This window comes from Brevibacillus fluminis, from assembly GCF_052072235.1.
GTDB lineage: Bacteria > Bacillota > Bacilli > Brevibacillales > Brevibacillaceae > Brevibacillus_D > Brevibacillus_D fluminis_A.
The window spans coordinates 985,423-1,011,692 of record NZ_CM125436.1 but is presented as its reverse complement, the minus strand read 5'-3'; the positions used below and the strand labels follow the sequence as shown (position 1 = coordinate 1,011,692).

General features: G+C 52.4%; 22 protein-coding genes. 8 read left to right on the top strand and 14 right to left on the bottom strand.

Annotated features, from left to right (window positions below; translation table 11 throughout):
• Positions 1–24 precede the first annotated feature (24 nt).
• Positions 25–1,449: a sigma-54 interaction domain-containing protein gene (locus tag ACTID9_RS05325; RefSeq protein ID WP_441070207.1), complete on the bottom strand. Its 1,425-nt coding sequence runs from the start codon at positions 1,447–1,449 to the stop codon at positions 25–27.
• A gap of 211 nt (positions 1,450–1,660) precedes the next feature.
• On the opposite strand from ACTID9_RS05325, the gene ACTID9_RS05320 reads away from it, so the two are divergent.
• A complete protein-coding gene (locus ACTID9_RS05320; protein WP_441070206.1) occupies positions 1,661–2,854 on the top strand; it encodes an ornithine--oxo-acid transaminase in 1,194 nt (397 codons plus the stop codon).
• 144 nt (positions 2,855–2,998) lie between these two features.
• Here ACTID9_RS05320 and ACTID9_RS05315 read toward each other — a convergent pair whose 3' ends face one another.
• The 9 genes from ACTID9_RS05315 to ACTID9_RS05275 form a co-directional block, all read right to left on the bottom strand.
• A complete protein-coding gene (locus tag ACTID9_RS05315; RefSeq protein WP_441070205.1) occupies positions 2,999–3,562 on the bottom strand; it encodes an NADPH-dependent FMN reductase in 564 nt (187 codons plus the stop codon).
• A gap of 38 nt (positions 3,563–3,600) precedes the next feature.
• Complete coding sequence (locus ACTID9_RS05310; protein WP_441070204.1) at positions 3,601–4,773, bottom strand: hypothetical protein; 1,173 nt, start codon at positions 4,771–4,773, stop codon at positions 3,601–3,603.
• Positions 4,774–4,879: 106 nt separating this feature from the next.
• A complete protein-coding gene (locus ACTID9_RS05305; protein ID WP_441070203.1) occupies positions 4,880–6,343 on the bottom strand; it encodes an amidohydrolase family protein in 1,464 nt (487 codons plus the stop codon).
• A gap of 91 nt (positions 6,344–6,434) precedes the next feature.
• Positions 6,435–7,259 carry an alpha/beta fold hydrolase gene (locus ACTID9_RS05300; protein ID WP_441070202.1) on the bottom strand — a complete coding sequence of 275 codons (825 nt, stop codon included), beginning with the start codon at positions 7,257–7,259 and terminating at the stop codon, positions 6,435–6,437.
• 915 nt (positions 7,260–8,174) lie between these two features.
• A complete protein-coding gene (locus tag ACTID9_RS05295; protein WP_441070201.1) occupies positions 8,175–8,525 on the bottom strand; it encodes a Na-translocating system protein MpsC family protein in 351 nt (116 codons plus the stop codon).
• A gap of 261 nt (positions 8,526–8,786) precedes the next feature.
• On the bottom strand, positions 8,787–10,829 hold the full coding sequence (locus tag ACTID9_RS05290; RefSeq protein ID WP_441070200.1) for a methyl-accepting chemotaxis protein: 2,043 nt from the start codon (positions 10,827–10,829) through the stop codon (positions 8,787–8,789).
• A 201-nt stretch (positions 10,830–11,030) separates the two neighbouring features.
• A complete protein-coding gene (locus tag ACTID9_RS05285) occupies positions 11,031–11,450 on the bottom strand; it encodes an Rpn family recombination-promoting nuclease/putative transposase (protein ID WP_441072429.1) in 420 nt (139 codons plus the stop codon).
• A 156-nt stretch (positions 11,451–11,606) separates the two neighbouring features.
• The gene (locus tag ACTID9_RS05280; protein ID WP_441070199.1) at positions 11,607–12,575 is read right to left on the bottom strand and encodes an acetylxylan esterase; all 969 of its coding nucleotides are present in this window, start codon (positions 12,573–12,575) and stop codon (positions 11,607–11,609) included.
• Between the two features lie 28 nt (positions 12,576–12,603).
• A complete protein-coding gene (locus tag ACTID9_RS05275; protein ID WP_441072427.1) occupies positions 12,604–13,542 on the bottom strand; it encodes an NAD(P)-dependent oxidoreductase in 939 nt (312 codons plus the stop codon).
• A 333-nt stretch (positions 13,543–13,875) separates the two neighbouring features.
• Here ACTID9_RS05275 and ACTID9_RS05270 point away from each other — a divergent pair, with 333 nt between their 5' ends.
• The gene (locus ACTID9_RS05270; RefSeq protein ID WP_441070198.1) at positions 13,876–14,511 is read left to right on the top strand and encodes a flavin reductase family protein; all 636 of its coding nucleotides are present in this window, start codon (positions 13,876–13,878) and stop codon (positions 14,509–14,511) included.
• 41 nt (positions 14,512–14,552) lie between these two features.
• Here ACTID9_RS05270 and ligD read toward each other — a convergent pair whose 3' ends face one another.
• The gene (gene ligD, locus ACTID9_RS05265) at positions 14,553–15,473 is read right to left on the bottom strand and encodes a non-homologous end-joining DNA ligase (RefSeq protein ID WP_441070197.1); all 921 of its coding nucleotides are present in this window, start codon (positions 15,471–15,473) and stop codon (positions 14,553–14,555) included.
• Positions 15,474–15,740: 267 nt separating this feature from the next.
• Here ligD and ACTID9_RS05260 point away from each other — a divergent pair, with 267 nt between their 5' ends.
• The 6 genes from ACTID9_RS05260 (at position 15,741) to ACTID9_RS05235 (ending at position 22,941) form a co-directional block, all read left to right on the top strand.
• Complete coding sequence (locus ACTID9_RS05260) at positions 15,741–16,280, top strand: DUF2642 domain-containing protein (protein ID WP_441070196.1); 540 nt, start codon at positions 15,741–15,743, stop codon at positions 16,278–16,280.
• Positions 16,281–16,503: 223 nt separating this feature from the next.
• Positions 16,504–18,033 (top strand): glycosyltransferase, encoded by a 1,530-nt coding sequence (locus ACTID9_RS05255; protein ID WP_441070195.1) that lies wholly within the window; start codon positions 16,504–16,506, stop codon positions 18,031–18,033.
• Positions 18,034–19,284, top strand: coding sequence for a nucleotide sugar dehydrogenase (locus ACTID9_RS05250; RefSeq protein ID WP_441070194.1), 1,251 nt, complete (start codon positions 18,034–18,036; stop codon positions 19,282–19,284).
• Positions 19,281–20,261, top strand: a complete 981-nt coding sequence (locus ACTID9_RS05245; RefSeq protein WP_441070193.1) for an NAD-dependent epimerase/dehydratase family protein — start codon at positions 19,281–19,283, stop codon at positions 20,259–20,261. The genes ACTID9_RS05250 and ACTID9_RS05245 overlap by 4 nt, the downstream gene beginning before the upstream one ends.
• Positions 20,262–20,265: 4 nt before the next feature.
• Positions 20,266–21,849, top strand: a complete 1,584-nt coding sequence (locus tag ACTID9_RS05240) for a glycosyltransferase family 2 protein (protein ID WP_441070192.1) — start codon at positions 20,266–20,268, stop codon at positions 21,847–21,849.
• 123 nt (positions 21,850–21,972) lie between these two features.
• On the top strand, positions 21,973–22,941 hold the full coding sequence (locus tag ACTID9_RS05235) for an ATP-dependent DNA ligase (protein ID WP_441070191.1): 969 nt from the start codon (positions 21,973–21,975) through the stop codon (positions 22,939–22,941).
• On the opposite strand, the gene ACTID9_RS05230 is transcribed toward ACTID9_RS05235, so the two are convergent.
• The 3 genes from ACTID9_RS05230 to ACTID9_RS05220 are packed head-to-tail and all read right to left on the bottom strand — an operon-like array spanning position 22,919 to position 26,192.
• Positions 22,919–24,031, bottom strand: coding sequence for an SEC-C metal-binding domain-containing protein (locus tag ACTID9_RS05230; protein WP_441070190.1), 1,113 nt, complete (start codon positions 24,029–24,031; stop codon positions 22,919–22,921). The two genes, ACTID9_RS05235 and ACTID9_RS05230, sit on opposite strands and share 23 nt — an antisense overlap.
• A 50-nt stretch (positions 24,032–24,081) precedes the next feature.
• Positions 24,082–24,876 carry a carbon-nitrogen hydrolase family protein gene (locus tag ACTID9_RS05225; protein ID WP_441070189.1) on the bottom strand — a complete coding sequence of 265 codons (795 nt, stop codon included), beginning with the start codon at positions 24,874–24,876 and terminating at the stop codon, positions 24,082–24,084.
• Positions 24,873–26,192 carry a sigma-54 interaction domain-containing protein gene (locus ACTID9_RS05220; protein WP_441072425.1) on the bottom strand — a complete coding sequence of 440 codons (1,320 nt, stop codon included), beginning with the start codon at positions 26,190–26,192 and terminating at the stop codon, positions 24,873–24,875. The genes ACTID9_RS05225 and ACTID9_RS05220 overlap by 4 nt, the downstream gene beginning before the upstream one ends.
• Between the last annotated feature and the right edge of the window lie 78 nt (positions 26,193–26,270).

Below are 26,270 nucleotides of genomic sequence, written 5' to 3'. Positions count from 1 at the left end.
TGGCGGATTTCCCCCTTTTCCTTCTCACTCTTCCGTCTCCCTCATGCCGTGCTTGCGAATCCGGTACTGCAGGCTTTGCCTGCTGATACCCAGCTCGCGTGCCGCTTTGGAGACGTTCCCTTTATGCTTCTCCAGCACTTTTTCCACATAATACTGCTCGAACTCGTCCATCTTGCTTTTCAAATCCATCTTGCCATTATCGCTCGCGGCATCGAACTGGACAGGCATTACGTTCGGCTGCGGCGCCTGCTGCTCTTCCTTCCATTGCGATTTGCGGCGGAACTGATACGGCAGATGCGAAAACGTGATTTGCGGCTCATCTGTCATCATGTTCATCGCGCCTTCCACAACATGCTCCAGCTCGCGCACGTTGCCCAGCCATTCGTAATCGAAAAAGCAGCGACGCACTTCTTCGGACATCGACTCCACCGACATTTGGAACAGCCGGTTGTATTTGTGGATGAATTTTTGCACCAGCTGCGGGATGTCGCTTTTCCGTTCGCGCAGCGGCGGAATGTACAGCGCGACTACGCTCAGGCGGTAGTACAAGTCTTTGCGCATCCGGTTTTCGTTGATCGCATCGATTGGGTCTTCGTTGATCGTCGCGATGATGCGCACATCCACATCGATGTCTTTCGTATCGCCGACCCGGCGCACCTTTTTCTCCTGCAGCACGCGCAGCAGCTTGGCCTGCAAATGCGGGCTGAGCGAGTTGATCTCATCGAGCAGCAGCGTGCCCTTATTGGCGAGTTCGAACAACCCTGGACGCTCGATCGCCCCGGTGAATGCCCCGCGCTTCGTCCCGAACAGAATCCCTTCGATGAGCGTATCCGGCAGCGCTGCACAGTTTTGCGCGATAAACGGCTCGGCTGCACGGGAGCTTTCATTGTGGATGCTCTGGGCAAACAGCTCCTTGCCTGTCCCCGTTTCCCCGATGATCAGCACGGAGGACGATGTGCGTGAAGCGCGCTTCGCGTTTTCGATCACTTCCTGGAATGCTGGGCTTTGCCCGATGATTTCATCAAACGTAAAACGGGTGTCTCCCTTCAGGATGTTCCCGCGTAAAATTTGCTCCATCTTGGTAATATCATTGGCGATTTCCATCGCGCCGATAATTTCGCCGTCGCCATCTGTAATGGGAAAGGAATTGGTCACGATCGTAATCTCTTTCCCTTTGTCATTGAAGTAGGTTTGCTTGACGTTTTTGGTTACCAGGCCTTCCTGGAGTGCCGACAGCAGCGTGCTTTCCTCATTTTCAAGAAACTGGAACACTTCATGAATATTTTTGTTCAGCACCACATCCCTGCTCATGGATTCAATCTCCGCCATTTTGCGGTTATAGATGATTGATTTGCCATTTTCATCGATGACATGGACGCCCTCGTTGATCTCGTCCAAAATGTACTCGAAAATTTTGCGAAACCGTTTTTCTTCCATCATCTCAGCCATGTTTTCGTCTCCATTTTCCCTGCCAAAAATTTTTGCCATTCAGCGCCTTGCAAAGTGACTTAGCACCTACCTGCAAAATTAATTACCCATTCATCACAAAATGTAAACGGAAAAACTTGATTTTGCAAGGATTTTTAGTTTGGCATCAGATTTGCAATACTAATACAGCATAACAGCGCGAAAGTCTTTTACCTAGAAAGGGGAAGCTAACATGGCAGATACAAAATCCATTATCCAAAAAGCAGAGAAATTCGGTGCACATAACTATCATCCATTGCCGATCGTTATTGCGAAAGCAGAAGGCGTATGGGTTTACGATCCGGAAGGAAACAAGTATTTGGACATGCTGAGCGCATACTCCGCTCTCAACCAGGGCCACCGCCATCCACGCATCATCCAAGCGTTGAAAGACCAAGCGGACAAGGTGACGCTCTCCTCCCGCGCGTTCCACAATGAGCAGCTGGGTGAGTTCTACGAAAAACTGTCCAACCTGACTGGCAAGGAAATGATCCTGCCGATGAACACCGGTGCGGAAGCAGTTGAAACCGCAATCAAAGCGGCTCGCCGTTGGGCATACGACAAAAAAGGCGTTGCCGAAAACAGCGCGGAAATCATTGTTTGCGAAGGCAACTTCCACGGACGCACAACGACCATCACATCGTTCTCTTCCGACCCTGACTATCGCCGCGGCTTTGGCCCATTCACGCCAGGCTTCAAAATCATTCCTTACGGCGATGTCGAAGCGCTGCGCGCAGCGATCACGCCAAACACCGCTGCGTTCATGTGCGAGCCGATTCAAGGTGAGGCAGGCATCCTGATCCCAACCGACGGCTTCCTCAAAGCGGCAAGCGAACTGTGCAAAGAAAACAACGTGCTGTTCATCGCTGACGAAATCCAAACGGGCTTTGGCCGTACAGGCAAAATGTTCGCTTGCGATTGGGAAGGCGTAACGCCTGATATGTACGTAATGGGGAAAGCGCTGGGCGGCGGCGTACTGCCAGTGTCCGCAGTTGCTGCGAGCGAAGAAATTCTTGGCGTGTTCGAACCAGGCTCCCATGGCTCCACCTTCGGCGGAAACCCGCTGGCGTGTGCAGTAGCCGTTGCCGCTATGGACGTATTGAAGGATGAAAACCTGGCTGAGCGTTCCCAAGAGCTGGGCAGCTACTTCAAAGAGCAATTGCAGCAAATCAACCACCCTGACATCAAAGAAATTCGCGGTCGCGGTTTGTTCATCGGCCTCGAATTGAAAGGCAAAGCTCGTCCATACTGCGAGCAACTGAAAGATCTCGGCCTGCTGTGCAAAGAAACGCATGAAACAACCATCCGTTTCGCACCGCCGCTCGTGATCAGCAAAGAAGATCTGGATTGGGCAATCGCGCAAATCAAAAAAGTGTTTGCGCAATAAGTTTTTGCACTTATGGGTTTCATCAGCCGCCAATCATTTTTGCGGATGGTGGTTCATAGCAAAGAACCGTCGGGCTTTCCTGACGGTTTTTTTGCTGTCTTTATCAAATTTTTTCATACACCACCGCCCCCAGATTGGGCCCTCTCAATGATTAGCAGCAGCCACGTCACTGGCAGTCTTTAAAGCCACTTGCAACTGTATCAATTCTTTTGCTAGATTCGTGATTCTGTTCCCTACTTCTTCATCCACGACTTCGTTTTGCTGATTAAAATGGTCGTTGTGTGCGTAAACATAACCTGGTGCGACATATGCCCGAAAGTATCCTGCAATGGGCTTCAATTGGTTTTCAATCACCAAATAATGCTGATAGGTTCCGCCATTCGCCACAAATCCCATCACTTTATTTCGCAGCACCTGCGGCTGAATATGATCAAGCAGGTTTTTCAGTGATCCGGTCATTGATCCCTGAAAGATTGGCGTTCCAATAACATAAAAGTCTGCCGAAGAGACGATATCTATCACCTTTTTTGTATCATCCGTATAGGCGGACGGATCGCGCCCGTCACACAGGGAGACCTGGTAATTACGGAGATCAAGAAGTTCTACTTCTATATCAGGCCTAGCTTTTTTTACTTCGTCCAAAACTCGGTTTACGAGAATGCTGGTTTTTGCCCCAATAATCGTGCCGGATATGCCTAGCAGCTTCAACCGAAATCCCCCTTCCCAATGAACACTTCTGTCAGCAGCTATTGGTTGTTCCCAAGCTCATAAGAACCGAATACGTCACTCGCAGCATCAAAGTTCAAATATCCATGCATGGACATCACCTTCACATCTCTCCAATAAACCTGCATGACGTTCCAATCGTAAACAGCAGATGAACCACTGAACTGAAACAATTCGTCCACAACACTACTGCAGCTTCGTGCGAGATAGGAATAATTGCGGTGTAATCTTGCCCGTTGCCCTTGGTCAAATTCTCCACCAGGACGAATCACATCGAGTGCTTTTCTTAGCAGCGCTTCTGCCGCATCAATCTGTGCAGACAATTCTGTCACTCTCTGTTTGAGATGGGAGGGTATTTTTGATTCGTTATTTGAATTTTTAGACACTCTTTCACGAATCGTTTTGATAAAAAACTCGTAAGCTCCTAATGAGGCTCCTACGATGGCGGAAGTCAGGCAAGTTGGCAATGCACAAAACAGAGGGACGTTATACTGGGCTCCACGATTGATGGCCATACCCGGCGTGACTCCTGGGCCAGCCCACTGAGACAGGTTGATCACCCGATGTTCGGGAACAAATACATCCGATATCCGGAATCCATTGCTGCCACTGGCTTTTAGTCCTGCCACCTGCCATTCGTTCACAATCGTATAATCGCTTCTAGGTACCAAAAACATGTATCGCTGCGGATCTTCTCCTGCAAAGGGCTTTTCCGTACTACTCGCCATGACCCATTCCGAATGCTCGATCCCGGATGAGAATGACCACTCTCCACTAAGCTGATATCCGCCCTCGACACGAACGATCTTTTCGTTTCGAGGAAAAGCCAATGCGGTAGCAATGTTCACATTTGGATTTTCTGACCACACTTCCTGCTGAGCTTGTTCCGGCCAAGCCGCCAGCATCCATTGGTGGGCGACGATAAACGTATAGCACCAGCCTGCGGCAGGATTTACTTTTGCCACTTCGATCGTGGTATCCACGAGCGCATCCAGCGTTAATTCGTGACCGCCAAAGCGGGCAGGCTTTAAAATCGTTGCCAGTCCGGAATCCATAATATCCTGAATCGTTTCATCTGGCTGTCGATATAGCAGCTCGCCCTCCTTCATTCGTCCACGAAGCTTTGCCGCCAATGCTTTCGCCCGGGCAACAGCCTCATCATGAGTCATCCTTTTCGTAGTTTTTGTTTCCATTCTTGTCTCCCCCTGTTTTTTTTCTTGTAAAAGCTATTCCACGTATCTTGCCAACTTCCTCAGCTGCCAGCCAGAATAAAGGTTCACCCGAAAACTAGTGAGTTGATTATTTTTTTGCTGGAATACCGTTCGCATATGCTCCCGCGAAGTTTCCAGTCGCCATGCGCTCGCCCATTGCGAACCATTGTGCAACTTCTTCAGGGCCTTTTCTTCTGAGAGTAGCTGCTGCTGCCTTCTGAATACGTTCCAGTGCCTGATTGGCACGCGTGCGAACCGTGGCCAGATCGTAGCCAACCAGCTGCCCGTGACGCTTGCGGATGACTCCATCCAAAATCACCGTGTCTACGTCTGCGGCCGTTGTCTGCAGGACAACGGAGCCCGCGGGGTAACTGGATGGAACAAATGCCCGCCTTTGAGAAACAATGATGAGATCCGCCTTCTTTCCTGGCGTTAGTGAGCCGATCTCGGAAGCCAGTCCAAGTGCTTCCGCTCCGCCGTGGGTAGCCCATTTGAGCGCGTCGCGAACACTTAGATCGATTTTGCTTGGCATGTGTCCGCGCTGATGGACGTAATTGTTGTCTATGCAGCGCTGAAACTGCAGTCCAAGGCGCATTTGTGAAAAGAGATCACCGGAGCCTACGCAGACGATATCTGTGCTAAATGATGGCAGGATTCCATGTTCGAGCGCTGCCCGGAAAGGTGGGTACCCCATCCCCATCTGCATCTCGGTCTCGGGAGAAATGGAAACTTTCGCCCCTGTTGCAGCAAGAAGCTCCCACTCTGGATGAGTCAATCCGTTGCAATGAATATGAAGATGGCCTGGGCGCAGCAAGCTATGGTCGTTTAACTCCCGCAATCCCTTTAACAGGATAGAGGTGGACGCCGCACCCGTGTGTGATGCGACCAGCAAGCCCAAATCCCTGGAAACCAAGATCTCAGATGCCGTTTCGGAAAAGGGGAGCGTACCAAAATCACTCAGCAGCATGCCCATTCGCAAGCGGGAGTCTTCGCTTGAAAAAGCTTCCTTGCGAAGTCTTACAGCATCTTTTAAGCGCTGTGTATGAGCGGTAAAAGCAGGCGGCTGGAAGTCATACGCTTGCATACCGTAAGCATAAACACCGCGAATACCGGATGCACGCAGAGATTCTACTGCTGCCGTAGCATGATCCGGACTGTTGACGCAATCACAACAGTCCATAATAGTAGTGACTCCTGAGTCGATCGCTTCCAGTGCACCAACCATGGTGGCAGCACCGATGTCCTCGGCTTTGACCAAAGCTCCCAGGCCGTAAAAGGTGTTTGCGAGAAACTCCAGCAAAGACTCATCCGCGGAGATCGAGCGCAGCAGCGACATCCAGGTATGACGGTGGCTGTCAACCATACCAGGCAGGATGATCCCGCCCTGTGCATCAATGACTTGGGCGTCAACGCCGGCAAATTCCTCCGCATTTCTCGATACGGCAACAATGCGATTGTCCTCGATTAGGACGGCACCACCCTGAATATCCCCCAGGTTGTCATCAATAGAGATAATGTAGCCATTGGTAACAATTGTCCGATTCATGCTCATGCTTGATCTCCTCCTCTTCATTGAAAAGCAGAAAGTAAGAAGCGCATTGCTGCAGGACCAAGATGGAGTCCCGCTCAGTTGCAAGATCGTATTACGAAATATCAGAAACGAATTCGCTGATGACTTTCACAGTTTGCTCCGGAGACTCCAGCGTAGGGAAATGCGTCTTGCCGTTGATCACTCGGTAACCGAACCACTGGTTTTTCTTCATGAAATTTTCCTGGATCTCTTCGTATCCAGCTACAGGCGCTTGGGAGTATACGTGGATAATCGGGCGTTTTTCCTTTAATGCAGCCATGCGCTTGAGTGGCGATCCCCACACCTCGTAAGCGTTTTCAATTACACGGCAGGAGCGCGCCCACATATCGAAGCCAAAGCTGGCCATCTCTTTCTCGATATGATCGATCACAGAGCGGTTGTCGCTCGCGCCGATCCAAAAATCAAAGAGATGTTGGCGTCCTGCCTTCCAGCTTTCCGGTTTTTGGCTTTCCCTCAGGTCTTTGATGAAGTCCTCCCCCGCCTCGTTCATAATCCAGTCGATCACGATGGTGCGCGGGACTCTTCTCGTACCAAAACGATCGGAAATCTCTATATTTGCCCATCCGCCATGTGAGGTCGAGACAGGAACCACTTGTTCAATGCCCAGTGCGTCTAGAACCTCAATAACATCGTCTGCCTGCTCTTTTACACCAAAGTCAGCTACCGGACGCTCCGGGTGGGTATGACCGCGCCAGTTCATTCGAATGACCTTGTGCTTCTTCGCCAGAGGCTCCACGATATCGTTGAACAGTCTGTAATCTTGGCACCACCCGCTCAGTAGCAGGATTGCTGGCCCAGCAGCATCACCTTGGATATCATAGGTAATTTCGTGGCCGTTAACTGTAATGGATTGTAATTGACTTGTTTGGTTGCTCATGTCATACATCTCCTTCTCTTTGGCTTTCGATCATTCGAAATTAGTAACGCAGTAGGTTAAATACTGCCTCTTTAATAATAGACCACTCGTCTGGCTCAGGATCAATCAGTTTAAAATGTTCTGCTGTCGAAATTGATTTACATACAACAGAATCCCGACTGAAATGGCCGCTTTCACGAAGTGCTCGCTGTCACCGACAGGCACATTGACATCCAGTGAACCCTGAATCAGTACAAGCGGAACACCAATTGGAAAAGCGCAATTGGCGAGCCTTCCGCATAACGACTTTGGAGATCCGTTGGTATCCCTCCAATAAAATCCTCTGTCGGATTGTCGTGGACGCCCGTTATCGATTCTTTCCATTTATGAATGTCATGCATGAGTTCAAGGTCGGAGACACCCGCCAAACTGATCGCTCCTTTTAGACGCAGTCTTAAATCCTCAAACTGGTTTTCATCCCACCCCGTACGATATTCAGTGCGCACACTTCGACATTTTTTCTGCGAAAGAATTAATAGACTTCACCTCCTTCATCTAAATCTCGCATCTATTGAACGTGAATAGGGGGATTTGAATTATGAGCATGCCCTGTCTACTTACGGCATGACAGCGAAACGCTGCCCAGCCCGTCGACAACCACAGAAATGCGCTTCCGTCTATGCGCCGCTTAGGACAATTTGTCCTTTTTTCATGCCCTTTCCTTGCTCGCCCTCACCTGCCTTTTTGTTCAAATCAAAAAGGACAGACCTTGACCATTAAAACTAAATGAATAGTTTTAATAAGCCATGGTCTGTCCTTGATTTATCCAAGAACCACCCAATGCTTTTCCATATCTAACAAAGATTCGTCATCTTTGCTTTGATGATTTAGTTGTAAATTCACTATAAAACAAATTTTCTGATAACGCAATCTTTTTTATTTTTCGTAAACGACTACACCAACTGCTGAATCTTTGTCCAAATCCCACCCGATATAATGGTCGATTACCTTGGCGCTTAAAATTTTCTCGAAAGCAGCGATACGTTCTTCTTTAATATTTTCGACATACAAACGTCTCGCTTCAAAAATTGTGCTTTTTCCCTGAGGGGACTGCAAGATGTATTTCTCCATCGGCGACAGGATTCCCTCGATGAAATAGAGCATTAAGTTGTCAACCATTTTCACTTTGATATCCCGAGGTCCTCTTCCGTTCGTTTTTTTTATAAATGCACTCACAAACGTCGTAATTTCCTGCTCCAAAGAACCTTGTTCCATTTTTTTCATCATTCGTCCCCCTTATCTGATCTAGATTTACATCTTTATTATACTGGATAGGGGTATATGTAGATAGAATTAGTTTGACAATAAGAACCAAGTGACTGTGTGAACATGAAAAAACAGCGGTAGATTCGGACGCGAAATCCGGTCTACTGCTGCTCTCTTTGCAATTTCTATAAGGGTGAACACTATCTTGCTTTCAGACATGTATGTCCCTTGTTATGGGTTTTCTCCTTTTGCTGCAGTAGCCCTCATGCCTTTTCCACTCGTTCACACGCGAAATTTGCTGACGGTTTCTCGCAGCTCTTTGGCCAAGTCACTCAAGCCTGTGGCCGAATGGGAGAGTTCGCGCATGGAGTCCAGCTGCTTGCCTGCGGAGGCTGCGGCGTTCGAGGCGCTGGAAGCGGACGCTTTGGAAATCGTCGAAAGCTCGACAATCGAGGCCGTCACCTGCTCGGTCGCGGCCGACATCTCTTCCGCAACCGCGGTGATCTCCTGAATCTGATCAGCCACAAATCGCGTTGACGCCTCGATTCTTCGGAACGTTTCACCGGTGTCTTGCGCAACGCTGATGCCGGTATGTACCTCTCGCGACCCTTCATCCATCGCGCTTACGGCCGATGCTGTTTCTGTCTGGATTTCCGCAATCAGCCGCGCGATCTGGCTTGCTTGCGCATTGGACTGCTCCGCGAGCTTCCTCACCTCGTCTGCGACGACGGCAAACCCTCTTCCTTGCTCGCCGGCCCGGGCCGCTTCAATCGCCGCATTGAGGGCGAGAAGATTGGTTTGCGATGCGATGCTGGCAATCACTTCCGCGATGTGCGAAATTTCTTGGGAGCGGCTGTACAGTGAATTCACGATCTGCGTCGAATGGCTGACGGAATGATGGATCGCATTCATTTGTGCCATCATCTTTTGGATGGACCCATTCCCCGCCGCCGTGTATTCCGCCATCTCGGTAGAGGACTCCGCCAACGTCGAGGAAGCTTCGGCCACCCGCTGGATTCCGATCGCCATTTCTTCCATCGCCCGCGCGCTTTCTTCCGCCGAATGCTGCTGGTTGTCCATTCCGCTGGCGACATCCTGGAATGAAGCGGCCACCTGGTTGAATGCCGCTTTCGCTTCGCTTGCTTTCTCGGACGACTGCCGGGACACGTCATCGACATGCAGCGCGCCCGCGTTAATCGTGCGGATGATCCCGAGCAATTCTGCAATAAAACGATTGAGGGCGGATGCCACGCTACCGATCTCGTCTTTTCGGTGAATGGCAATCTGTTTAGTCAAATCCCGCTCCTCTACCAGCTTGTCAATGCCTTGTTTCAACTGCAGCAATGGCTTGGCCACTTGCCGGTTGATGAACCAGTAGAGCACGATGAGAAAAACAACAATGCTGACCGCGAAAATGATCAGACTCGTTGAAAACAGGCGATCGATCGGACCCATCATTTCCGCTGTCGGCAAAACGGTGACCAGCGTCAATCCTGTATCTCCGATTGGCGAGTAGGTAACCAAATTTTCGTTTCCGCCAATCGTGGCAGTAGACATCCCCGGCTCTTTCGCCTCGAGAATGGTCTTGCCGAGCTGATTGAGCCCTTCTTCTGACGGGTCGGTAATTTTGGCCGCCATGTTTTTGGCGTTATCTCGATGCGAAACGTACGTCCCGGACGCCGACACGATAAATCCGTAGCCCGTCTGGCCCACTTTCATCTCCTGGATCCGTTTGCTCAAGTCCGACAAGGCCACATCCATCGTGGTTACGCCGATGATTTTTCCGTTTTGGCGAATCGCGCTGACCGCTGTGGTCATCGGCACCTTGGAGACAGCGTCGACATAAGGCTCCGTCCAGACATATTTCTTGTCTACGAGTCCTGCCTTGTACCAATCCTGGTCGAGATAATTGTACGTGCCATTGCTGTATTGAGGGTCGATCTTGATGTCACCGTTGTTGTTGAAGGCATAACGGGCAAGCAGCCGTTTTGTCGGGTCAAGCGCATTCGGCTCCATCCAGAAGCCGCCGCCCACGATCAGCGAATCCGATCCGACAATTCCAGTGACGGCCCCTTCCATCTTGACGATATCACCCGGCGCTGCAAACGCGATCGGATACGTCAACGTTTCCGTCAATTTCCCGATGCGGTCCAACGTTCCGTAAAACCGGGCCGCTTCCTTCTCCACCTGCAGCCGCAATTTGCTCTGCTCCTCGTCAAGCACGATGCGTTTCATTTGCGTGAAGCTGAAAGCGGATTGGGCAACAAAAATAATGATCGTGATAAGGGCTAAAAGCAAAACAAGGACGCTTTTGATGCTTTTCATTCTTCCGTCACCTCTTTTCGTAGTTTCATAGGAATCGTTTGACTCCGTTCTAGCTGTCATATATCGAGTACCCGCAAATTGGAAATGATAAACACGGATTGATCGACAGCTTACATTGCCGGTATTGTCATAAACACGAAAAAGCACCCGGCTGTTTGGCCCGAGCACTTTCCTATTTATCTGCTCATGCTTTTCAAAACTCTATCGTTCCTGGCTGTTCCGGTCTGTTGCTCGCATTAGCTGCTCGATTTCTGCTGCGGGGAAGCCTGTGAGTTTTGCAATCAGTTCTACGCTCATGCCTGTGGCGATCATGTTCATTGCTACTTCCAGCTTTCCAGACATCTTCCCCTCTTCCTTAGCCCCTTCCATCATGCTCGCCTCGTCCCGTAAGGCTTTGACACACATCTCATACAGCTTGCGTGCCTCGTCGTTCTGGTTCAAAAACTCCAGCACCGTCTTTGCTTTGCGAATCGCAGGTTCATGCTTGGCCAACTCCTCCACCGTCCTTTCATCCTTCGCTCCTACAAAAAGCAACCAATTGACCAACAGATCGCCCATAGTCACATCATTTTGCCGCAGCTTAGGTAATTCGAGAAAGTGAATTTCCAAATCGTTCGTCAGCTGGCCACATCATCAGCTCCCCGATTCATCTTCTTCTCTCCTTTCAGTTTACCATTACAAAGAGAATAGAAAAAGACAGCGGGTCGTGCAAACAATCTTGCAAACAACAAAACCCCACAAGCCAGCCAAAAGCAGCTTGTGGGCCCTATTCGTTAGTTATTCCTTCCCTTTCAAATGCTTCCGCAAATACTTCAGCTTTTCCAGATGGAATGCCGGGATGGTCTCATGCCCGAAATAACGATATACTTTGATTTCTTTTTCTTCCGTTTGCAAGTGGTTATACGCCGCAAAGACGGTCGACGGCGGCGTGATGTCATCGATGAGCCCGATGGAAATAAGCACGGGGCAGGTGATCGCTGGCACATGGTTGATCAGGTCGAAATAGCTGAGCGTCTCCATCGCTTTTTCCTCGACCTCCGGAGCCGTATTGCGGCGGAAATACTCATTGATCTCCAGGTACGGCCCGGTTGGCGTAATGTCGATCGCTCGGCGGAAATCGCTGAGGTATGGATAGTCGGCTACCGCAACGTGCGGGATGTCGGACAGCGCCGCTGCAGCAAGGGTTAACGCACCGCCTTGGCTGCCGCCGATCACGCCAATGCGGGTAGAATCCACTTCCTCGCGTGCTGCCACCACGTCGAGCGCGCGGATCGCATCCATGTAAACGCCGCGATAGTAGTACGTTTCTTTTGACAGAATCCCTTTGGTCATCCAGCCTGTCGTATTGCCATGCGGCGCGATGCTGTTGTCCTCGCTGAGCTGTTGACCGCGCACAAGCATGCCGTAGGTGGCATAACCGTGCAGCGCCCAATTGACCACGTCGTGAATCTGCCCATCGTGGCTCCAGTTGTAGCCGTGATACATGACCAGCGCGGGATGCGGTCCAGCCGTATCAGGAACGGCATAATAGCCGCAGATGCGCGCTCCGCCAAAGCCTGCGAAACTGAGTTCATAGAGCTTGACGCCATCTGCAGGGTAATCGAGCGGCTTCAACTCGGCATTGATCGGCGTTTCCGCCAGTATCCGCTTGCTTTCATCCCAAAATGCGGCAAAATCATCGCGGCGCGTCGGCTCCGGCCGATAGACGCGGAGCTGTTCCAACGGCAAATCATAAGGCTGTCCCATGGTTTCCCCTCCTGCTCAAGCTCTGTTTTTACTTGCTTGCCAAAAGCGTGATCAGCGCCTGTGTCCCTTTGTTTTCTCCGCCCTGCGCCGCCAGCTCGTCATAGAGCTGCTTGGACAGTGCGAGCCCCGGTGTCATCAGACCCATTTCTTGCGCGGCTTCCAGCGCAATCGTCATGTCCTTGATAAAATGCTTCACATAAAAGCCCGGTTCAAAATTGCCTGCGATCATCCGGCGGCCCAGATTGGACAACGACCAGCTGCCTGCCGCTCCCGCTTCAATGCTCGTCAGCACGCGCTCAGGATCGAGGCCGGCTTTTTGCGCGTACAAAATCGCTTCGCATACGCCGATCATATTGGTGGCGATGGCGATCTGGTTGCACATTTTCGTATGCTGCCCCGCGCCCGCCGCGCCTTGCAGCACAATGTTGGTTCCCATGACGGCAAGGATCGGCTTCACCGCTTCAAACGCTTCCTCGTCGCCGCCGACCATGATCGTGAGCCGTGCCTCACGCGCGCCTACGTCCCCGCCCGATACCGGCGCATCGAGCGCATGCATGCCGTGCGCTTTCGCCTGCGCGTAAATTTTTTGAGCCAGCAACGGTGACGATGTCGTCATGTCAATGAAGTGGCTGCCTGGTTTGGCATGGGCGATAATGCCTCCCTCACCCAAATAAACTTCCTCGACATCCGACGGATAGCCCACCATCGTAATGACCACGTTCGCTTCCTGCGCAAGCTCTGCCACTGTTTCCTTCCAGATTGCTCCCGCTGCCAATAGCTCGTCTGCCTTTTGCCGCGTGCGCGTATAAACCAGCACGGAATAGCCTGCCTTCAGCAGATGCGACGCCATGCTTTTTCCCATCACGCCAATTCCGATAAAACCGATGACTGTTTTCTCCTGTATGCTCATGTATGCGTTCTCCCTCTCTTTACTGACTGTTTCCCGTTCTGCTCGGATACAGGCCATTTCATACCAATGGATCGGGTCCGCCTCTGCGCCCGTTGCCTGAATGTTCGCCAAACGGATGGCAGGCGAGCCCTTCGGCATGTAAACGGCCGCTTTCTGCCCAAGCTGCTGCAAACCAGGAAACAATCGCTTTTGGACGTGCTTCGCGTGCTCTTCCATTATACTTCCATTTGATCGCATCCATCCATACCTTACCTTTCGCACACTGCACGCTTGCGACCCTTCGGCTGCGAGCAGTACCAAGCGGGGAACGGCGCTGTTCATTTACAGTTCGATCCAAACCGAATCGTTGGCGATGTACACTTATGGCAACCAAAAAAGGAGGTCTTCCCTATGAAACAACTTCAATCCGAACCAACGGTCATCCGCGAGATTTTTCCGAGCATCTTGTATTACGGCACGCCTGTCATTCTGCTGTCGACGAGAAATGCGGATGGCACCACCAATCTAACGCCGCTTTCCTCCTCCTGGGCATTGGGCAAAATGATCGTGCTTGGCGTTTCGACCAGCGGCCAGGCGCTGGAAAATATGCAGCGCCACCCGGAATGCGTCATCAACGTGCCTGCTCCGACGCAATGGGAGCAAGTCGAACGGCTCGCTCCGACAACGGGCCGGTTCCCGGTTCCTGCGCAAAAAGCTGCGATGGGGTTTCGCCATGAGCCTGATAAATTCGCTGCAGCCGGCTTCACGCCGCAAGCTGCCACCGCCGTACAAGTCGAGCGCATTCGCGAATGCCCGCTGCAAATCGAAGCGCGCGTCGAGCAAATCAATCTGCGTGAAGACGGCTTTGCCATCGTGGAAACGACCGCGCTTCACGTGTTTGCCCATGACCAAATCATGCTGGAGCAAGGCGCACAAGTCAGCGACCGCTATGTCGATCCGCTGAAATGGAGCCCGCTGATCTATAACTTCCGCCATTATTTCGGATTGGGCGAGCGGGTCGGGAAAACGTTCCGCGCCGAAACCTGACTCCGCTTTTCTGAAATCGCGCTATCCCTTGCACACCCGGTTTAGCCCTGCGCCGCAATCCAATTCATGACCGGTTCCAAAGGCTGCTTCTGCTTGGCGTCCATAAAACCGGCAAACGGACAGCCAACCGTTGCCAACCGCTCCTTGATCGTCTCCAGTGGAAATTGCGTGGGGCGCAGCGAACGGGTGACCTCATGCCAAAACAGCGGCGCTGCGACGAGCGCTTCTTCATTGCCCCGCAGCGAGTAGGGGGAGACGACCGTTTTTCCGCGCGCATGCTGGACGTAATCGACATACAGCCGATTGCCCCTGCTCGCTTTGAAACGCTCGATTGTAAACCAGTCCGGCTCCCTCGCCACCAAATAATTGGCGAAAAACTGCGTGAAGCGGCGCGTATCCTCATAGCTGAACGTGCCAGCCGCAAGCGGGATATAGAGCTGCAAGCCTTTGTTTCCCGATGTTTTGACGAAGCTTTTGAGCCCGAGCCGATCAAACATCTCCTTGAGAATCAGTGCGGCTTCCACTGCCATCACGAATTCGTCGCGCGAGGGCGGGTCGAGATCGAAGACGATTTCGGCCGGCCCTTGCTCGTCAATCCGATTAAACGGAATATGAAATTCTACCGCAGCCTGATTTCCCAGCCACAGAAGCGTCGGCAGATCGCCGCACACCACATGCTCATTTCCGTCATGCAGTGTGGTGCGGACAAATTCCGGCGCTTGCTGTGGCACATTTTTTTGGTAAAACGATTTTTTGCCTCCGACTCCATCCGGAAAGCGGATCACCGTCAGCGCACGCTCCGCCAAAAAAGGCAGCATATGCGGCGCGATCATGCTGAGGTAGTGCAAATAGTCAATTTTGCGGATGCCTTTTTTGGCCCACAGCTCTTTTTCCGGATGCGTAATCAGCACCGTTTTCCCTTCCACCTGAAGCTCATGACGATCCGCTACCCCCACTCCCATTTCCATCTCTCCCATTCCGCCTGTGATTCTTCCCTTACTATCGTTTGGCAATCCACGCAATCCTATGTCGACGTCGCGCGATTATTTTTTGCTGGCAACACGGGGGCGTGTCCCATGAAATAAAACTATGAAAATGGATGGTTTTCCTAGCAGTTTTCGTCTATTTTTTGCCACTTTCCATGTCTGTCCCTGACAAAATGATGCTTCGTTCAATAAATTGATTACGGTTATGAAACAAAATTAATAGGAAAGGATGGGAGTTGCCGTATGAAATTTTGCTTATCTGGCAAAGCTCGGCTGTCTTTTTCAGGAGGCAAGTCGAAAGGTGCTGCCCATAATCGATTGAAGGGGCACAAATGCAAATGCATCGAAAGAGTGGTAAAAAGAGAGATTCGTGAAGGATTTGAGGAACTCGAATATCGCCTGCGCAAAACGTTGGTTCGCGCCGTTCGCGAAGAAATCTTTGAGTCGCAGAAGGAGTTGCTGCCAGTCATCGCAGCCGAGGTTCGCAGCGCAGTCCAGCAAGCGATCAACCAGACCGTACCGCAAATTGTAAGAACCGAATTGGAGAGTGTCTTGTATTCTCCCCAATTCGCGGAATATTTGACCGGTATCCTTTCGCCTGGCGCCGGATTCGGTCAAATCGCCAGAGAATATCTCGGACAAGAGGTTGAAATCACCACGACTGGAGGAACGGTGACCGGCACATTGACGGAAGTCAACGTGGATTACGTCGTGGTCGAGGAATCGCCGAACTCACAGGTGATCGTGCCATTCAGCGGCGCCATCTCCATTGGTGCCGCCTAAAATCAACAATATGGGGAGTGATATACATGACGTTTTTACAAGCATTACGCCAGATAATTGGCAGACAAGTTCAAATTGTCGCTGGTTCCGCGGTTTACGCGGGTATCCTCACACAAGTGTCGAGCGGGAGCATTGTGATTACGACAGCGCCACAGTATGGTCCGCCCGAGCAACAATCCATTGCGGTCGGTTCCATCAGCCACGTCCGGGTTTTCTCGTTCTAATGAGAGACCTTTCTGTTATTATTCCCGCTCAGAATGAGGCAGAGACGATTCAGCAGGTTATCTTGGAAGCGAAGAAATTGGAGCCAGCGGAAATCATCGTTGTTTTGAACGGCTCGACAGACGAGACAAAAACGCTGCTCGATTCGCTGGGGTGCATTACGATTCTTTTTCCGCAAAGCTTGGGGAACGATGTCGGCAGAGCGATCGGTGCCTTCCACGCCAAACATAACGGTTTGCTGTTTTTGGACGGGGATATCCCGATCCCGCACGATCAGCTTCTGCCTTTTGTGGAAGCCATTGAACGCGGCATGCACGTCGCGCTGAACGATTTGAACTGGTCGGCCCATTTGCCCATACGCCCTCATACCACGACGGTGGCAAAGGTTGCGTTCAATTGGATCACCAAGCGGCTGATTTCCGTCAATTCTCTTCTCGCCATCCCTCATGCAATGAGCAAGAGCGCGGTGGAAGCGATCGGCTGGTGGAATCTCGCCGATCCTGTACTGGCGCAAGCATTGATTTCGGAAAAGAAACTGTCATGGACTGCGCCCGCATCCGTGGATGTGATCACACGCAATCGCGTTCGTCCCATACACATGCAAAAAAGGCCAGGCTCCCCTTTTCCGGTAACCACCGACCGCATCATGGGTGACCATCTGCTTGGCATCCAACGCGTCATCAGCCAAAAAGGGCCGCGCGGCGGCTATGCCGACAAAACGCGAAACCGCCTGTTTTTGCAGCATTACCAGCCACCAAATAAAACGCAGCGGCAAAAAGCAAAAAGAAGCGCCGTCATTCCGGTCATGGAAGAAAAGGAAACGATCGCCGGGGTCATCGAGTCACTGCAACTGGCTGGAATCGACGAGATCATCGTCGTTGCCAACGGTGCCGACGGCGAAACGATCCAGCGTGCGATCCATGCAGGCGCGATCGTATTGCCATTCGCGTCCCCGCTCGGCCACAATGTCGGACGGGCGATTGGGGCAGCCTACAGCACCGGGGACATCTGTTTGTTTGTTGATGGTGATTTTGTCCTTCCCCCGAAAGAGCTTGTCCCTTTCATTGAAGCTGTCGAGAACGGCGTGGATGTCGCCCTGAATGACCTGCAGCATTTGCTCGATGCCTTTCATCCGCTTGATGCCATCAGCTCGCTGAAATATTTTTTGAACCTTTCACTCAAACGACCCGACCTGTTGAATAATTCGCTGACGGCGGTGCCGCATGCGATGCACCGCAGAGTCATCGATACGATCGGGTTTGACAAACTGATGATTCCTCCTTTGGCGCAAGCACATGCCCAGTTAGCCGGTTTTACGATAAAAGCTGTGCATGGTGTCGATGTCATTCATCCAAACCGCGTCCGCGAAGATCATCAAATGGATGACACGCTGACATCGGCTTTTGATCGGATTACCGGGGATCACCTGGAAGCACTGCATTATTTATTGCAAATGACAAATAGCCGGGGAGGTTTTTCTGACGGTGAACGTGACCGTCAAATCATAGCTACTCTAAGGAGGGGAACCTAGTTGACTGTACAGCATGACACCGTTGCGATCATTGGCCTTGGTTACGTAGGTTTGCCGCTGGCGCTTCTCATGGGTAGCAAGGGATGTGACGTTCTGGGAATTGATAAAGATCAGAAAAAAATCGACCTCCTTGCGAAAAAAACCAGCTACATTCCGGATGTATCCTCAGCTGAACTTGCCGCACTCATGGAACAGCAGCTGTTTTCGGCATCCTTGCCGACTGATGCAATCAAAAAGGCGGACACGATCATCGTCACCGTCCCCACACCCGTTACCGAACACGACCGAAAACCGGATTTGAGCGCCCTGATCAGCGCGACGGAATATATCTGCACCCACTTGCGAAAAGGGCAAACGGTGATTTATGAAAGCTCTACATTCCCCGGCACGCTGGAGGATGTGATCTTGCCCATTCTGCTGAAAGCAGGGCTGCAGCTTGGCGTTGATTTTTATCTCGGTTATTCGCCCGAGCGGATTGACCCGGGCAATACGCAGTATCGTCTCGAACAGATTCCAAAAGTTGTGAGCGGGCAAACCGTTCACTGCTTGCAAAAGGTCGCCTCTTTTTACGGCCGGATTTTCGATACCATCGTTCCCGTCAGTTCGCCAAAGGTCGCTGAAATGACCAAAATATTCGAAAATGTCCAGCGGCTGGTGAACATCTCGCTCGTAAACGAGATTCACCTGATCTGCCGCCACATGAATATCGATTTCCGCGAAGCGCTTGCAGCTGCAGCAAGCAAACCGTTCGGCTTTACCATGTATACGCCGGGACCTGGGATCGGGGGGCATTGCATCCCGGTCGACCCGCTCTATTTTCAGTGGAAAGCGAAAGAATTCGGCCTCTTCAGCACATTGATCGAAGAGGCGGACAAAATCAACCGCAGCATGCCAGCCGAAATCGTCAAACAAGTGAAGGCCGTGGCTGAACATTCGTCGGTCCTGCTCATCGGTTTGGCATACAAACGCGATGTGAACGATGTTCGCGAGTCTCCCGCCCTGGAAATTTATCGATTGCTGCTGAAAGAAGGCATCCAGGTCAGCTATCACGACCCGTACGTTGCCTCGGTTGCAATCGAGGACCAAAACCACAACTCCCGGCCCCTCACCGATGACCTCATTCGCAAGGCAGACGTAGTGATTATTCTGACCGACCATAGCGTCATCGATTGGCAGATGGTCCAAAAACACGCCAAATATGTCATCGACACCCGAGGGATTCTTAACGCGAAAGAGAGTGATACACCATGAAGGAGCAGAAGCGTTGTTTGGTGACAGGCGGAGCTGGCTTTATCGGTTCTCACCTTTCCGACCGGTTGCGCGAACTCGGTCATCAAGTGACCGTGCTCGACAATTATTACCGCGGCAAACGTTCCTACTGGGATCAAAATACGGAAGGAATCACCTATGTGGAAGGAAGCATCGTCGACGAAGCGCTGATTGCCAAACTGGTGGCAGAGCATGACGTAGTCTTTCACATGGCAGCCATTCTCGGCGTAAAGACAACCGTGACCCGGCCGCTCGAGATGATGGAAACCAATCTTCACGGAACGATGAACATTTTGAAGCATGCGTCTGCCCATGGGACAAAAGTGATCTTTGCCTCGACCTCTGAAGTTTATGGAAAAGGAACGCCGCCATTTTCTGAAGAGATGGACCGCGTTTATGGAGCTGCCTCCAAAATGCGCTGGACCTATGCGGTGGAAAAGACATTTGAGGAATCGATTTGCCTGGCGTATGGCCTTCGCGGTTTGCCGGTTACCGTCGTCCGCTACTTCAATGTGTATGGCCCGCGCGCCAAGGAAGGTCCTTATGGCGGCGTCGTCCCCCGCTTCATCCGGGCAGCCTTGGAACAGAAGCCGCTCTTGGTCTACGGCGATGGCACGCAAACCCGTTCCTTCACCTATATATCCGATGCGATCGATGCCACGATCGCCGCGATGCGCCCGGAAGCGAATCAGGAAATCATCAACATCGGCTCGACGCATGAAGTGACGATCAGCGATCTGGCATTGCTGGTCAAATCGCTGGCGCAGTCTTCGTCAGAAATCCGTTACGTCCCTTTCGAGCAGATTTACCCTGCTGGTTTCGAGGAAATTCCGAAACGGGTCGCTGATTTGACCAAGGCGAAGCAGATGCTTGGCTACGATCCAGCCGTGCCGTTTGAGGAAGGACTCCGCCAGACCATCTCCTGGTTTGCAAACGACTTGCACAGGAAGGCGGACTGAAGAGATGCCATCTCCAGCTGATCGGACAAAAACGGTCTCCATCATCATCCCGGTTTGCAATGAGGCGGCGACGCTGCCGGCTGTGCTCGCCTCCTGCGCTTCCTTGCAGCCCTTCGAAATCATTGTGGTGGCGAACGGTTGCACCGACGGCACGGAAGAGATTGCCAGGCGATTCGGATGCACGCTCATCAGCGACCCGGAGCCGCTCGGCAACGATGTCGGCCGAGCGGTAGGCGCAGCTGCGGCAAAAGGGGACATCCTGCTGTTTCTGGATGCCGATTTTGCCATCGCAGCTGATACATTGGCAGCTTTCCTCGCCCCGCTTCACCAAGGTGCGGCTGACGTGGTGTTAAATGACTTCAATGCGTTTTTTCACAAAAAGCACTGCCCACATACCATTACCGTCTGGCGGCAAGTGTTCAATGAAATACTGGGGCGGCAAGATTTGGTTATCGATTGCATTTTGTCGGTGCCGCACGCCATGACGCGGGAGGCGCTTGCGCAAATCGGTGTTCAATCGCTTGCCAACCCGCTGCTTGCGCAAGCCCTGCTCATGAAAAGCCCGCTGCGGATCGCCCACGAGATGAGTATCGATGTGATTACGCCCAATCGCTTCCGTCCATTGGAGCACGGTCATACCGAACCGGGATTGCCCCGTGCCGAAAAGCGCATGATCGGCGATCACGTTGCCGCTTTGGCCGCGGTGCTGGAGGACCCACGCGGAGGCTTCATGGACGGCGGACGACGCAGAGACTTGATGCAGCGCCTTGCCGCCGGACTCGATGACATCCCGGTTACGTCCGCAGGCTGGGGCGTTACCTCCAGCCTCTATCATGGCAAACAGCTCTCGGTGATCATTCCGGTGCAAAACGAGCAGAAGACGATCGGAGAGGTCATCCGCCAAGCGAGAAAAATCGAGCCACTGGAAATCATCGTGGTCGTGAACGGCTCCACCGATGCCACCGCCCAAATCGCCTCCTCGCTCGGCGCAAAGACCGTCGTCTATCCGGATGCACTTGGCAACGACGTCGGCAGGGCTGTCGGAGCCAAAATGGCGCAAGGCGAGATTCTCCTCTTTCTTGACGGCGATTTCGCCTTGCCACCAAAAGACTTGTTCCCTTTTTGCCACGCGATCGCGACGGGGACAGATATTGCCCTGAACGATCTCGATTATTACCTCAATCTCCGCTTTCCCTTGCATATCGTGACCGCACTGAAATACGCCGTCAATCTGGCGCTCGACCGCAAAGACTTGGGTGTCGGCTCCATGGTCGCCGTCCCGCATGCACTCAGCCGTCGCGCGGTGGATACCATCGGGTGGCTGCCACTGCTCTCCCCGACGATGGCGCAGGTGAAAGGCACGCTGGCTGGCCTTTATGTCCGCAACGTCCATCGGGTCGATGTCGATCTGCTCAACCGGATTCGCCCTGACCAGCATTTTTCCTCTGCTGGCTATGCACCGGCGGTCGCGCGCATCATTGGCGACCATGTCGAAGGAATTTCCCAGCTGATCGCCGAACGCGGTGAGCGGGGCGGCCTGTATGACGGCAACCGCAACTGGGAACGCGTCCGTGATCTGCGCATGTGACGACGTGTGACAAAATATCGCCCGCTTCCTTTGCAAAATAAGGGGAGCGGGCGATTTGGCGTGTTTTTTCCTCGCTGTTCGGGAACCATGACGAGAGCGAAGCGATTGCGGAGGCGAAAGTGTATGGAACTAAAGCCTGTCATTCCGTTTGAACCGGTAACCGTCAGTGCGCTGCCGACAAGCTCTGACTGGGTGGCGCAAATCAAGTGGGACGGCGTCAGGATGATGACTTATTTTGATGGAAAGGAAGTGCGGCTGGTCAACCGCAAATTAAACGACCGCACCATGCAGTACCCCGAATTTCTGGACATCTCCCGGTATTGCCGCGCATCCTCGGTCATTCTCGACGGCGAATTCATTGCGTTTGCCAGCGACCGCCCTTCTTTTCACGAAATCATGAAGCGGGACAGTCTGCGCAAGGAACAGAGAATCCCGCTGGCGGTCAGGCAAACGCCCGTCACGTATATGATCTTTGACCTCTTGTACGCAAATGGCGTCTGGGTGACGGAAAAGCCGCTGAAAGAGCGGCAGCAGCTGCTTGCAGACATCATTATCCCTCAGCCGAATGTCCAGATCGTGCAAAACGTGACAGATGCAGATGCGCTTTACTCGGTGATGAAACAGCATCGGATGGAAGGAATCGTCTGCAAAGATTTGAACAGCACATACGCGATCAACGGGAAGGATAAGCGCTGGCAAAAGAAAAAAATCTTTTTGGACCATTATGCCGCGATCGGCGGATTCACCAGGCGCAATGGCATGATGAACGCGCTCCTGCTCGGGCTGTTTGACGCAAAAGGAGATTTTCGTTATATCGGCAATGCGGGGATCGGAAAAATCGGCAAAGACGAGTGGCGCAAGCTGGAGCAAAACATGGCCCCCCTGCCCGACAAGCCGTTTGTCAACCAGCCGGAACAAAGCCGGGACGCCGTCTGGACAAAGCCTCGGTTCGTGGTAAAGGTGGAATTTGCGGAGTGGACGCCGACCGTCACGATGCGGCAGCCCGTCATCCAGGCAATCGTGCAGATGCCTGCGGCCGATTGCCGGTTTGACCAGCATCCGGAAGGGATCATGCCTGACAGCATTTCTTGAATTTTTTGCCGCTGCCGCATGGGCACGGATCATTTCGCCCGACCTTCCGGGAAGACAGTGCGGTAGCTGCGCTGTGTCGAGGCTGGTGCGAGGAAAGCTCGTTCGGTGTATATCCTTTGAGCGCCCATTGTCTCGTATCATTGTTCAATGCCGCCAGTTGGCCCATGAAGCCATGCAGGAGCCCGATATCATCGATTTCCAATTGTGACTGGAGCACAGCCATAATGTCGTTCACAGCAACGCCCAGCTGGATGTCGTACACGCACTCCCCAACCAGCTCTTCTGCCTCCAGAGTCGTTACCTGATAATTCGCCTTGATAAACTGGACAAAAGACCGGAAGCTGGCATTGCGGTCCTCATATCCCGGCTCCCCGGCTTGCAGCAGCTGCGCCTTGCTAAACGGATAATAGTCAAGATCAGGCCTCGCTCGATGTTGTGCCAGAACATCTTGCGGACGATCTACAAGCACGTTTGAAACGGTAGTGCCTTCAATCTGGATTTCATCGTATAAAATTTCCGCCCCCTTCAAAAGCACGGAGCAATCTTCCATGGACAACTGCATTCCGCTATACCGCTGAACCATCTCGATCAGATGGCTTGTTTCCAGACAGCCATAGTAAAAAACCAAGCCCTGCGCCAGCTTGATCCATTCCGTATTCGCGCGGATTTTTTCCCGATAGGCTGCAGAATCCCCCGCTTTGAAGCAAGCGATCGCTTCCGTCGGCATCACGAGCGCCATTTTGTCACCGTGCCGCTGCCAAAATAACAATCCCCTCTCCGCAAAAAAGTCGACTCGCGCTGGCGACAAATGATTGATGGTGATTCTTCCACGCTCCGCCGCTCTTTTGAGCAACCTGTAGCCCGTTTCGTCCAGCGTGTTGAATTGGGCTGGCAGCGCATCCGGCAGCGCTTGGCAGAGCGCCGCGACCAGCTCGTCCTTTTTCAGTGAGCTTGCGCCTTTCAGCCCCCAGTTCATGCGTATTTTCGTCAATTCATGCTTGGTCAGTTGCCCAAGACAAGCGGCTGCTGCAATGCTTCGTTCAGCGGTCGTCATTGTCGGTTGTTTGGATTTGGTCAGTTGTTTCCCCACTGGCTTCCCATCCTTATCATTCATTTTCTCATCTACTCACAGATCGTCTACTAACGCTGTTCCTTTTGATACACCTCTGTGCGCCGGTTGTTCAAATAATCAAGCAGCGGCTGCTCCTGGTTGATCTCCTCCAGATTGAGCATGCAAACGGGAATGCTTTCGTTGTTGCCCGCTTTGTAAACGGTGAAACCGCTCGGGTTTACGATCTGGCTTTCGCCAAAAAAGACGTTTTCGGTGTCCAGACCGACCATGTTTGCCGCTGCCGTGAACAGGTGGTTTTCCAATGCCCGCGCATGCAGATAAATGTCTTGATAGTGCTGGTATGGAATCATGTTGGCGGCAAGCACCAGGATCAGGTCGGCCTCCCCGAGCGCAAGCACCCGCGCCGCCTCCGGAAATTCCATGTCATAGGTGATCATGAGGCCGATTTTTCCCTCCGGTAAAGAAAAAACCGGCAGGGTGTCGCCTGGCGCAAACCATTCCTTCTCTTTGTGGTACAAATGAACTTTGCGGTATTTGCCGACGATTTCTCCATGTTTTCCGATGAACAGAGCGCAGTTGTACAGCTTTTCTCCTTCCCGCTCGGGGAAGCCGACGATCGCACCCACCCGAAATCGTTTCGCATGCTCGCGAATCCGCATGATGCTGGGCCCGTCTTCGCTTTCCGCCATCAGCGGCAGCTGGTCGCTCATATCATAACCGGTCAAATAAAGCTCGGGAAAAAGGACGTAGTCCGCTTTTTTCTCGGCAGCCTCCTCCAATGCCTGCAAAATCCGCTGCAAGTTCAGCTCCTTGTTCCGCAGTTCGCAGCGCAGCTGGGCCAGCGCAATCGAGATTGTGCTCATCGTTTTTTACTCCTTTTACTCGCGCCAGTAGCGTCCTCCCGGCGGTATTCCTTCAGTTTTTTGGCGATGGTCGACTGATCCACCTGCAGTGCCTCTGCGGCGCGGTACGTATTTTCGTACAAATCGTAGGCGCGCAAGATCAACTCTTTCTCCAACTGCTTCTTGGCTTCCTTCAAGGATGGCAGCTGCTTGCCTGGCAATTCAAGGGAAAAGCCCGAATCGCAAGACCCGATTGTCTCCACGATTGTCTCCTTCCACAGCTCTGCTGTATCTTCACTGTACGTAACGACCATTCGCTCGATCATGTTTTCCAGCTCGCGAACATTGCCTGGCCACCCATGCGCAAGCAAAGACTCCTGCACCTGCTGCGAGAGGAAAAACTGGCGGCCGTACCGTCGGTTGAACGTGTCCACAAACAGCTGGGCCAGCGGTACGATTTCCTCCCGGCGCTCGCGCAGCGGCGGAATGGTAAGCGGCACCACATGCAGGCGGTAATACAAGTCTTCGCGGAAGCTTTTTTGCGCGACCAGCTGCTTGAGATCCTTGTTCGTCGCGGCCACGATACGAACATTCGCCTTTTTCACTTCCACGCTGCCGACTTTGCGAAACGTGTTCTCCTGCAGCACCTCCAACAGCTTCGACTGCACATGATAGGGCAGCTCGGCGATTTCATCGAGAAAAATCGTGCCGCCTTCGGCTGTCTCCAAAAGCCCCCGTTTCCCCTCAGCCTTGCCGCCGGTAAAAGTGCCCGCCTCATAGCCAAACAGCTCCGCTTCGATCAGGCTGTCGGGCAGCGTCCCGCAATTCACTGCCACAAACGGCCGCTCGCTCCGGGAGCTAACATGGTGGATCATCCGCGCCAGCATGGTCTTGCCGACACCCGATTCGCCTAGCAAAAGCACGGTCGAATCAACATTGGCGATCTTGTGTATAATATCAATGATTTTTTTCATTTTTGGCGAGCGAATCAGCGCATGATGTTCAAGCTGAAGTCGCTCTTCTTCATTCGGCTCGATCCGGATCGTGTCCAGCCTGCTGATGACCAGCAAATAATCAAGCGTCATCACCTGCCGGGGAAGCTTGACGATGGACAAGAGAAGCGTGCGTCCGCTCGGCGTGTGCATAACCGTCAAAGCGTTGTTCAAATTGGGAGCAGCCTCGACGACGCGCTCCCACGGCAGCTCCATGACATGCATGCCGGGTGCTGCGAACGGCTCCGGCGAAATCCCGAACACATCTGCCGCTTCCCCTTGGCAGCTCAGCACGTGATTGTGATGGTCGACGTAAATCACCATCAGATTGGTTGAATGGACCATTGGCACTCCTGCCCTCTTCTCTCCTGCAAGAATTGATGATTTTTTTCATCTTTGATGATAATTTTCATGAATGTTCGC

Bases quoted from the DNA above. Each gene is read 5' to 3' on its own strand.
- ACTID9_RS05325 (WP_441070207.1), bottom strand. From the start codon at position 1,449: ATGGCTGAGATGATGGAAGAAAAACGGTTTCGCAAAATTTTCGAGTAC.
- ACTID9_RS05320 (WP_441070206.1), top strand. From the start codon at position 1,661: ATGGCAGATACAAAATCCATTATCCAAAAAGCAGAGAAATTCGGTGCA.
- ACTID9_RS05310 (WP_441070204.1), bottom strand. From the start codon at position 4,773: ATGGAAACAAAAACTACGAAAAGGATGACTCATGATGAGGCTGTTGCC.
- ACTID9_RS05305 (WP_441070203.1), bottom strand. From the start codon at position 6,343: ATGAGCATGAATCGGACAATTGTTACCAATGGCTACATTATCTCTATT.
- ACTID9_RS05300 (WP_441070202.1), bottom strand. From the start codon at position 7,259: ATGAGCAACCAAACAAGTCAATTACAATCCATTACAGTTAACGGCCAC.
- ACTID9_RS05295 (WP_441070201.1), bottom strand. From the start codon at position 8,525: ATGATGAAAAAAATGGAACAAGGTTCTTTGGAGCAGGAAATTACGACG.
- ACTID9_RS05290 (WP_441070200.1), bottom strand. From the start codon at position 10,829: ATGAAAAGCATCAAAAGCGTCCTTGTTTTGCTTTTAGCCCTTATCACG.
- ACTID9_RS05280 (WP_441070199.1), bottom strand. From the start codon at position 12,575: ATGGGACAGCCTTATGATTTGCCGTTGGAACAGCTCCGCGTCTATCGG.
- ACTID9_RS05275 (WP_441072427.1), bottom strand. From the start codon at position 13,542: ATGGCCTGTATCCGAGCAGAACGGGAAACAGTCAGTAAAGAGAGGGAG.
- ACTID9_RS05270 (WP_441070198.1), top strand. From the start codon at position 13,876: ATGAAACAACTTCAATCCGAACCAACGGTCATCCGCGAGATTTTTCCG.
- ligD (WP_441070197.1), bottom strand. From the start codon at position 15,473: ATGGGAGTGGGGGTAGCGGATCGTCATGAGCTTCAGGTGGAAGGGAAA.
- ACTID9_RS05260 (WP_441070196.1), top strand. From the start codon at position 15,741: ATGAAATTTTGCTTATCTGGCAAAGCTCGGCTGTCTTTTTCAGGAGGC.
- ACTID9_RS05255 (WP_441070195.1), top strand. From the start codon at position 16,504: ATGAGAGACCTTTCTGTTATTATTCCCGCTCAGAATGAGGCAGAGACG.
- ACTID9_RS05245 (WP_441070193.1), top strand. From the start codon at position 19,281: ATGAAGGAGCAGAAGCGTTGTTTGGTGACAGGCGGAGCTGGCTTTATC.
- ACTID9_RS05240 (WP_441070192.1), top strand. From the start codon at position 20,266: ATGCCATCTCCAGCTGATCGGACAAAAACGGTCTCCATCATCATCCCG.
- ACTID9_RS05235 (WP_441070191.1), top strand. From the start codon at position 21,973: ATGGAACTAAAGCCTGTCATTCCGTTTGAACCGGTAACCGTCAGTGCG.
- ACTID9_RS05225 (WP_441070189.1), bottom strand. From the start codon at position 24,876: ATGAGCACAATCTCGATTGCGCTGGCCCAGCTGCGCTGCGAACTGCGG.
- ACTID9_RS05220 (WP_441072425.1), bottom strand. From the start codon at position 26,192: ATGGTCCATTCAACCAATCTGATGGTGATTTACGTCGACCATCACAAT.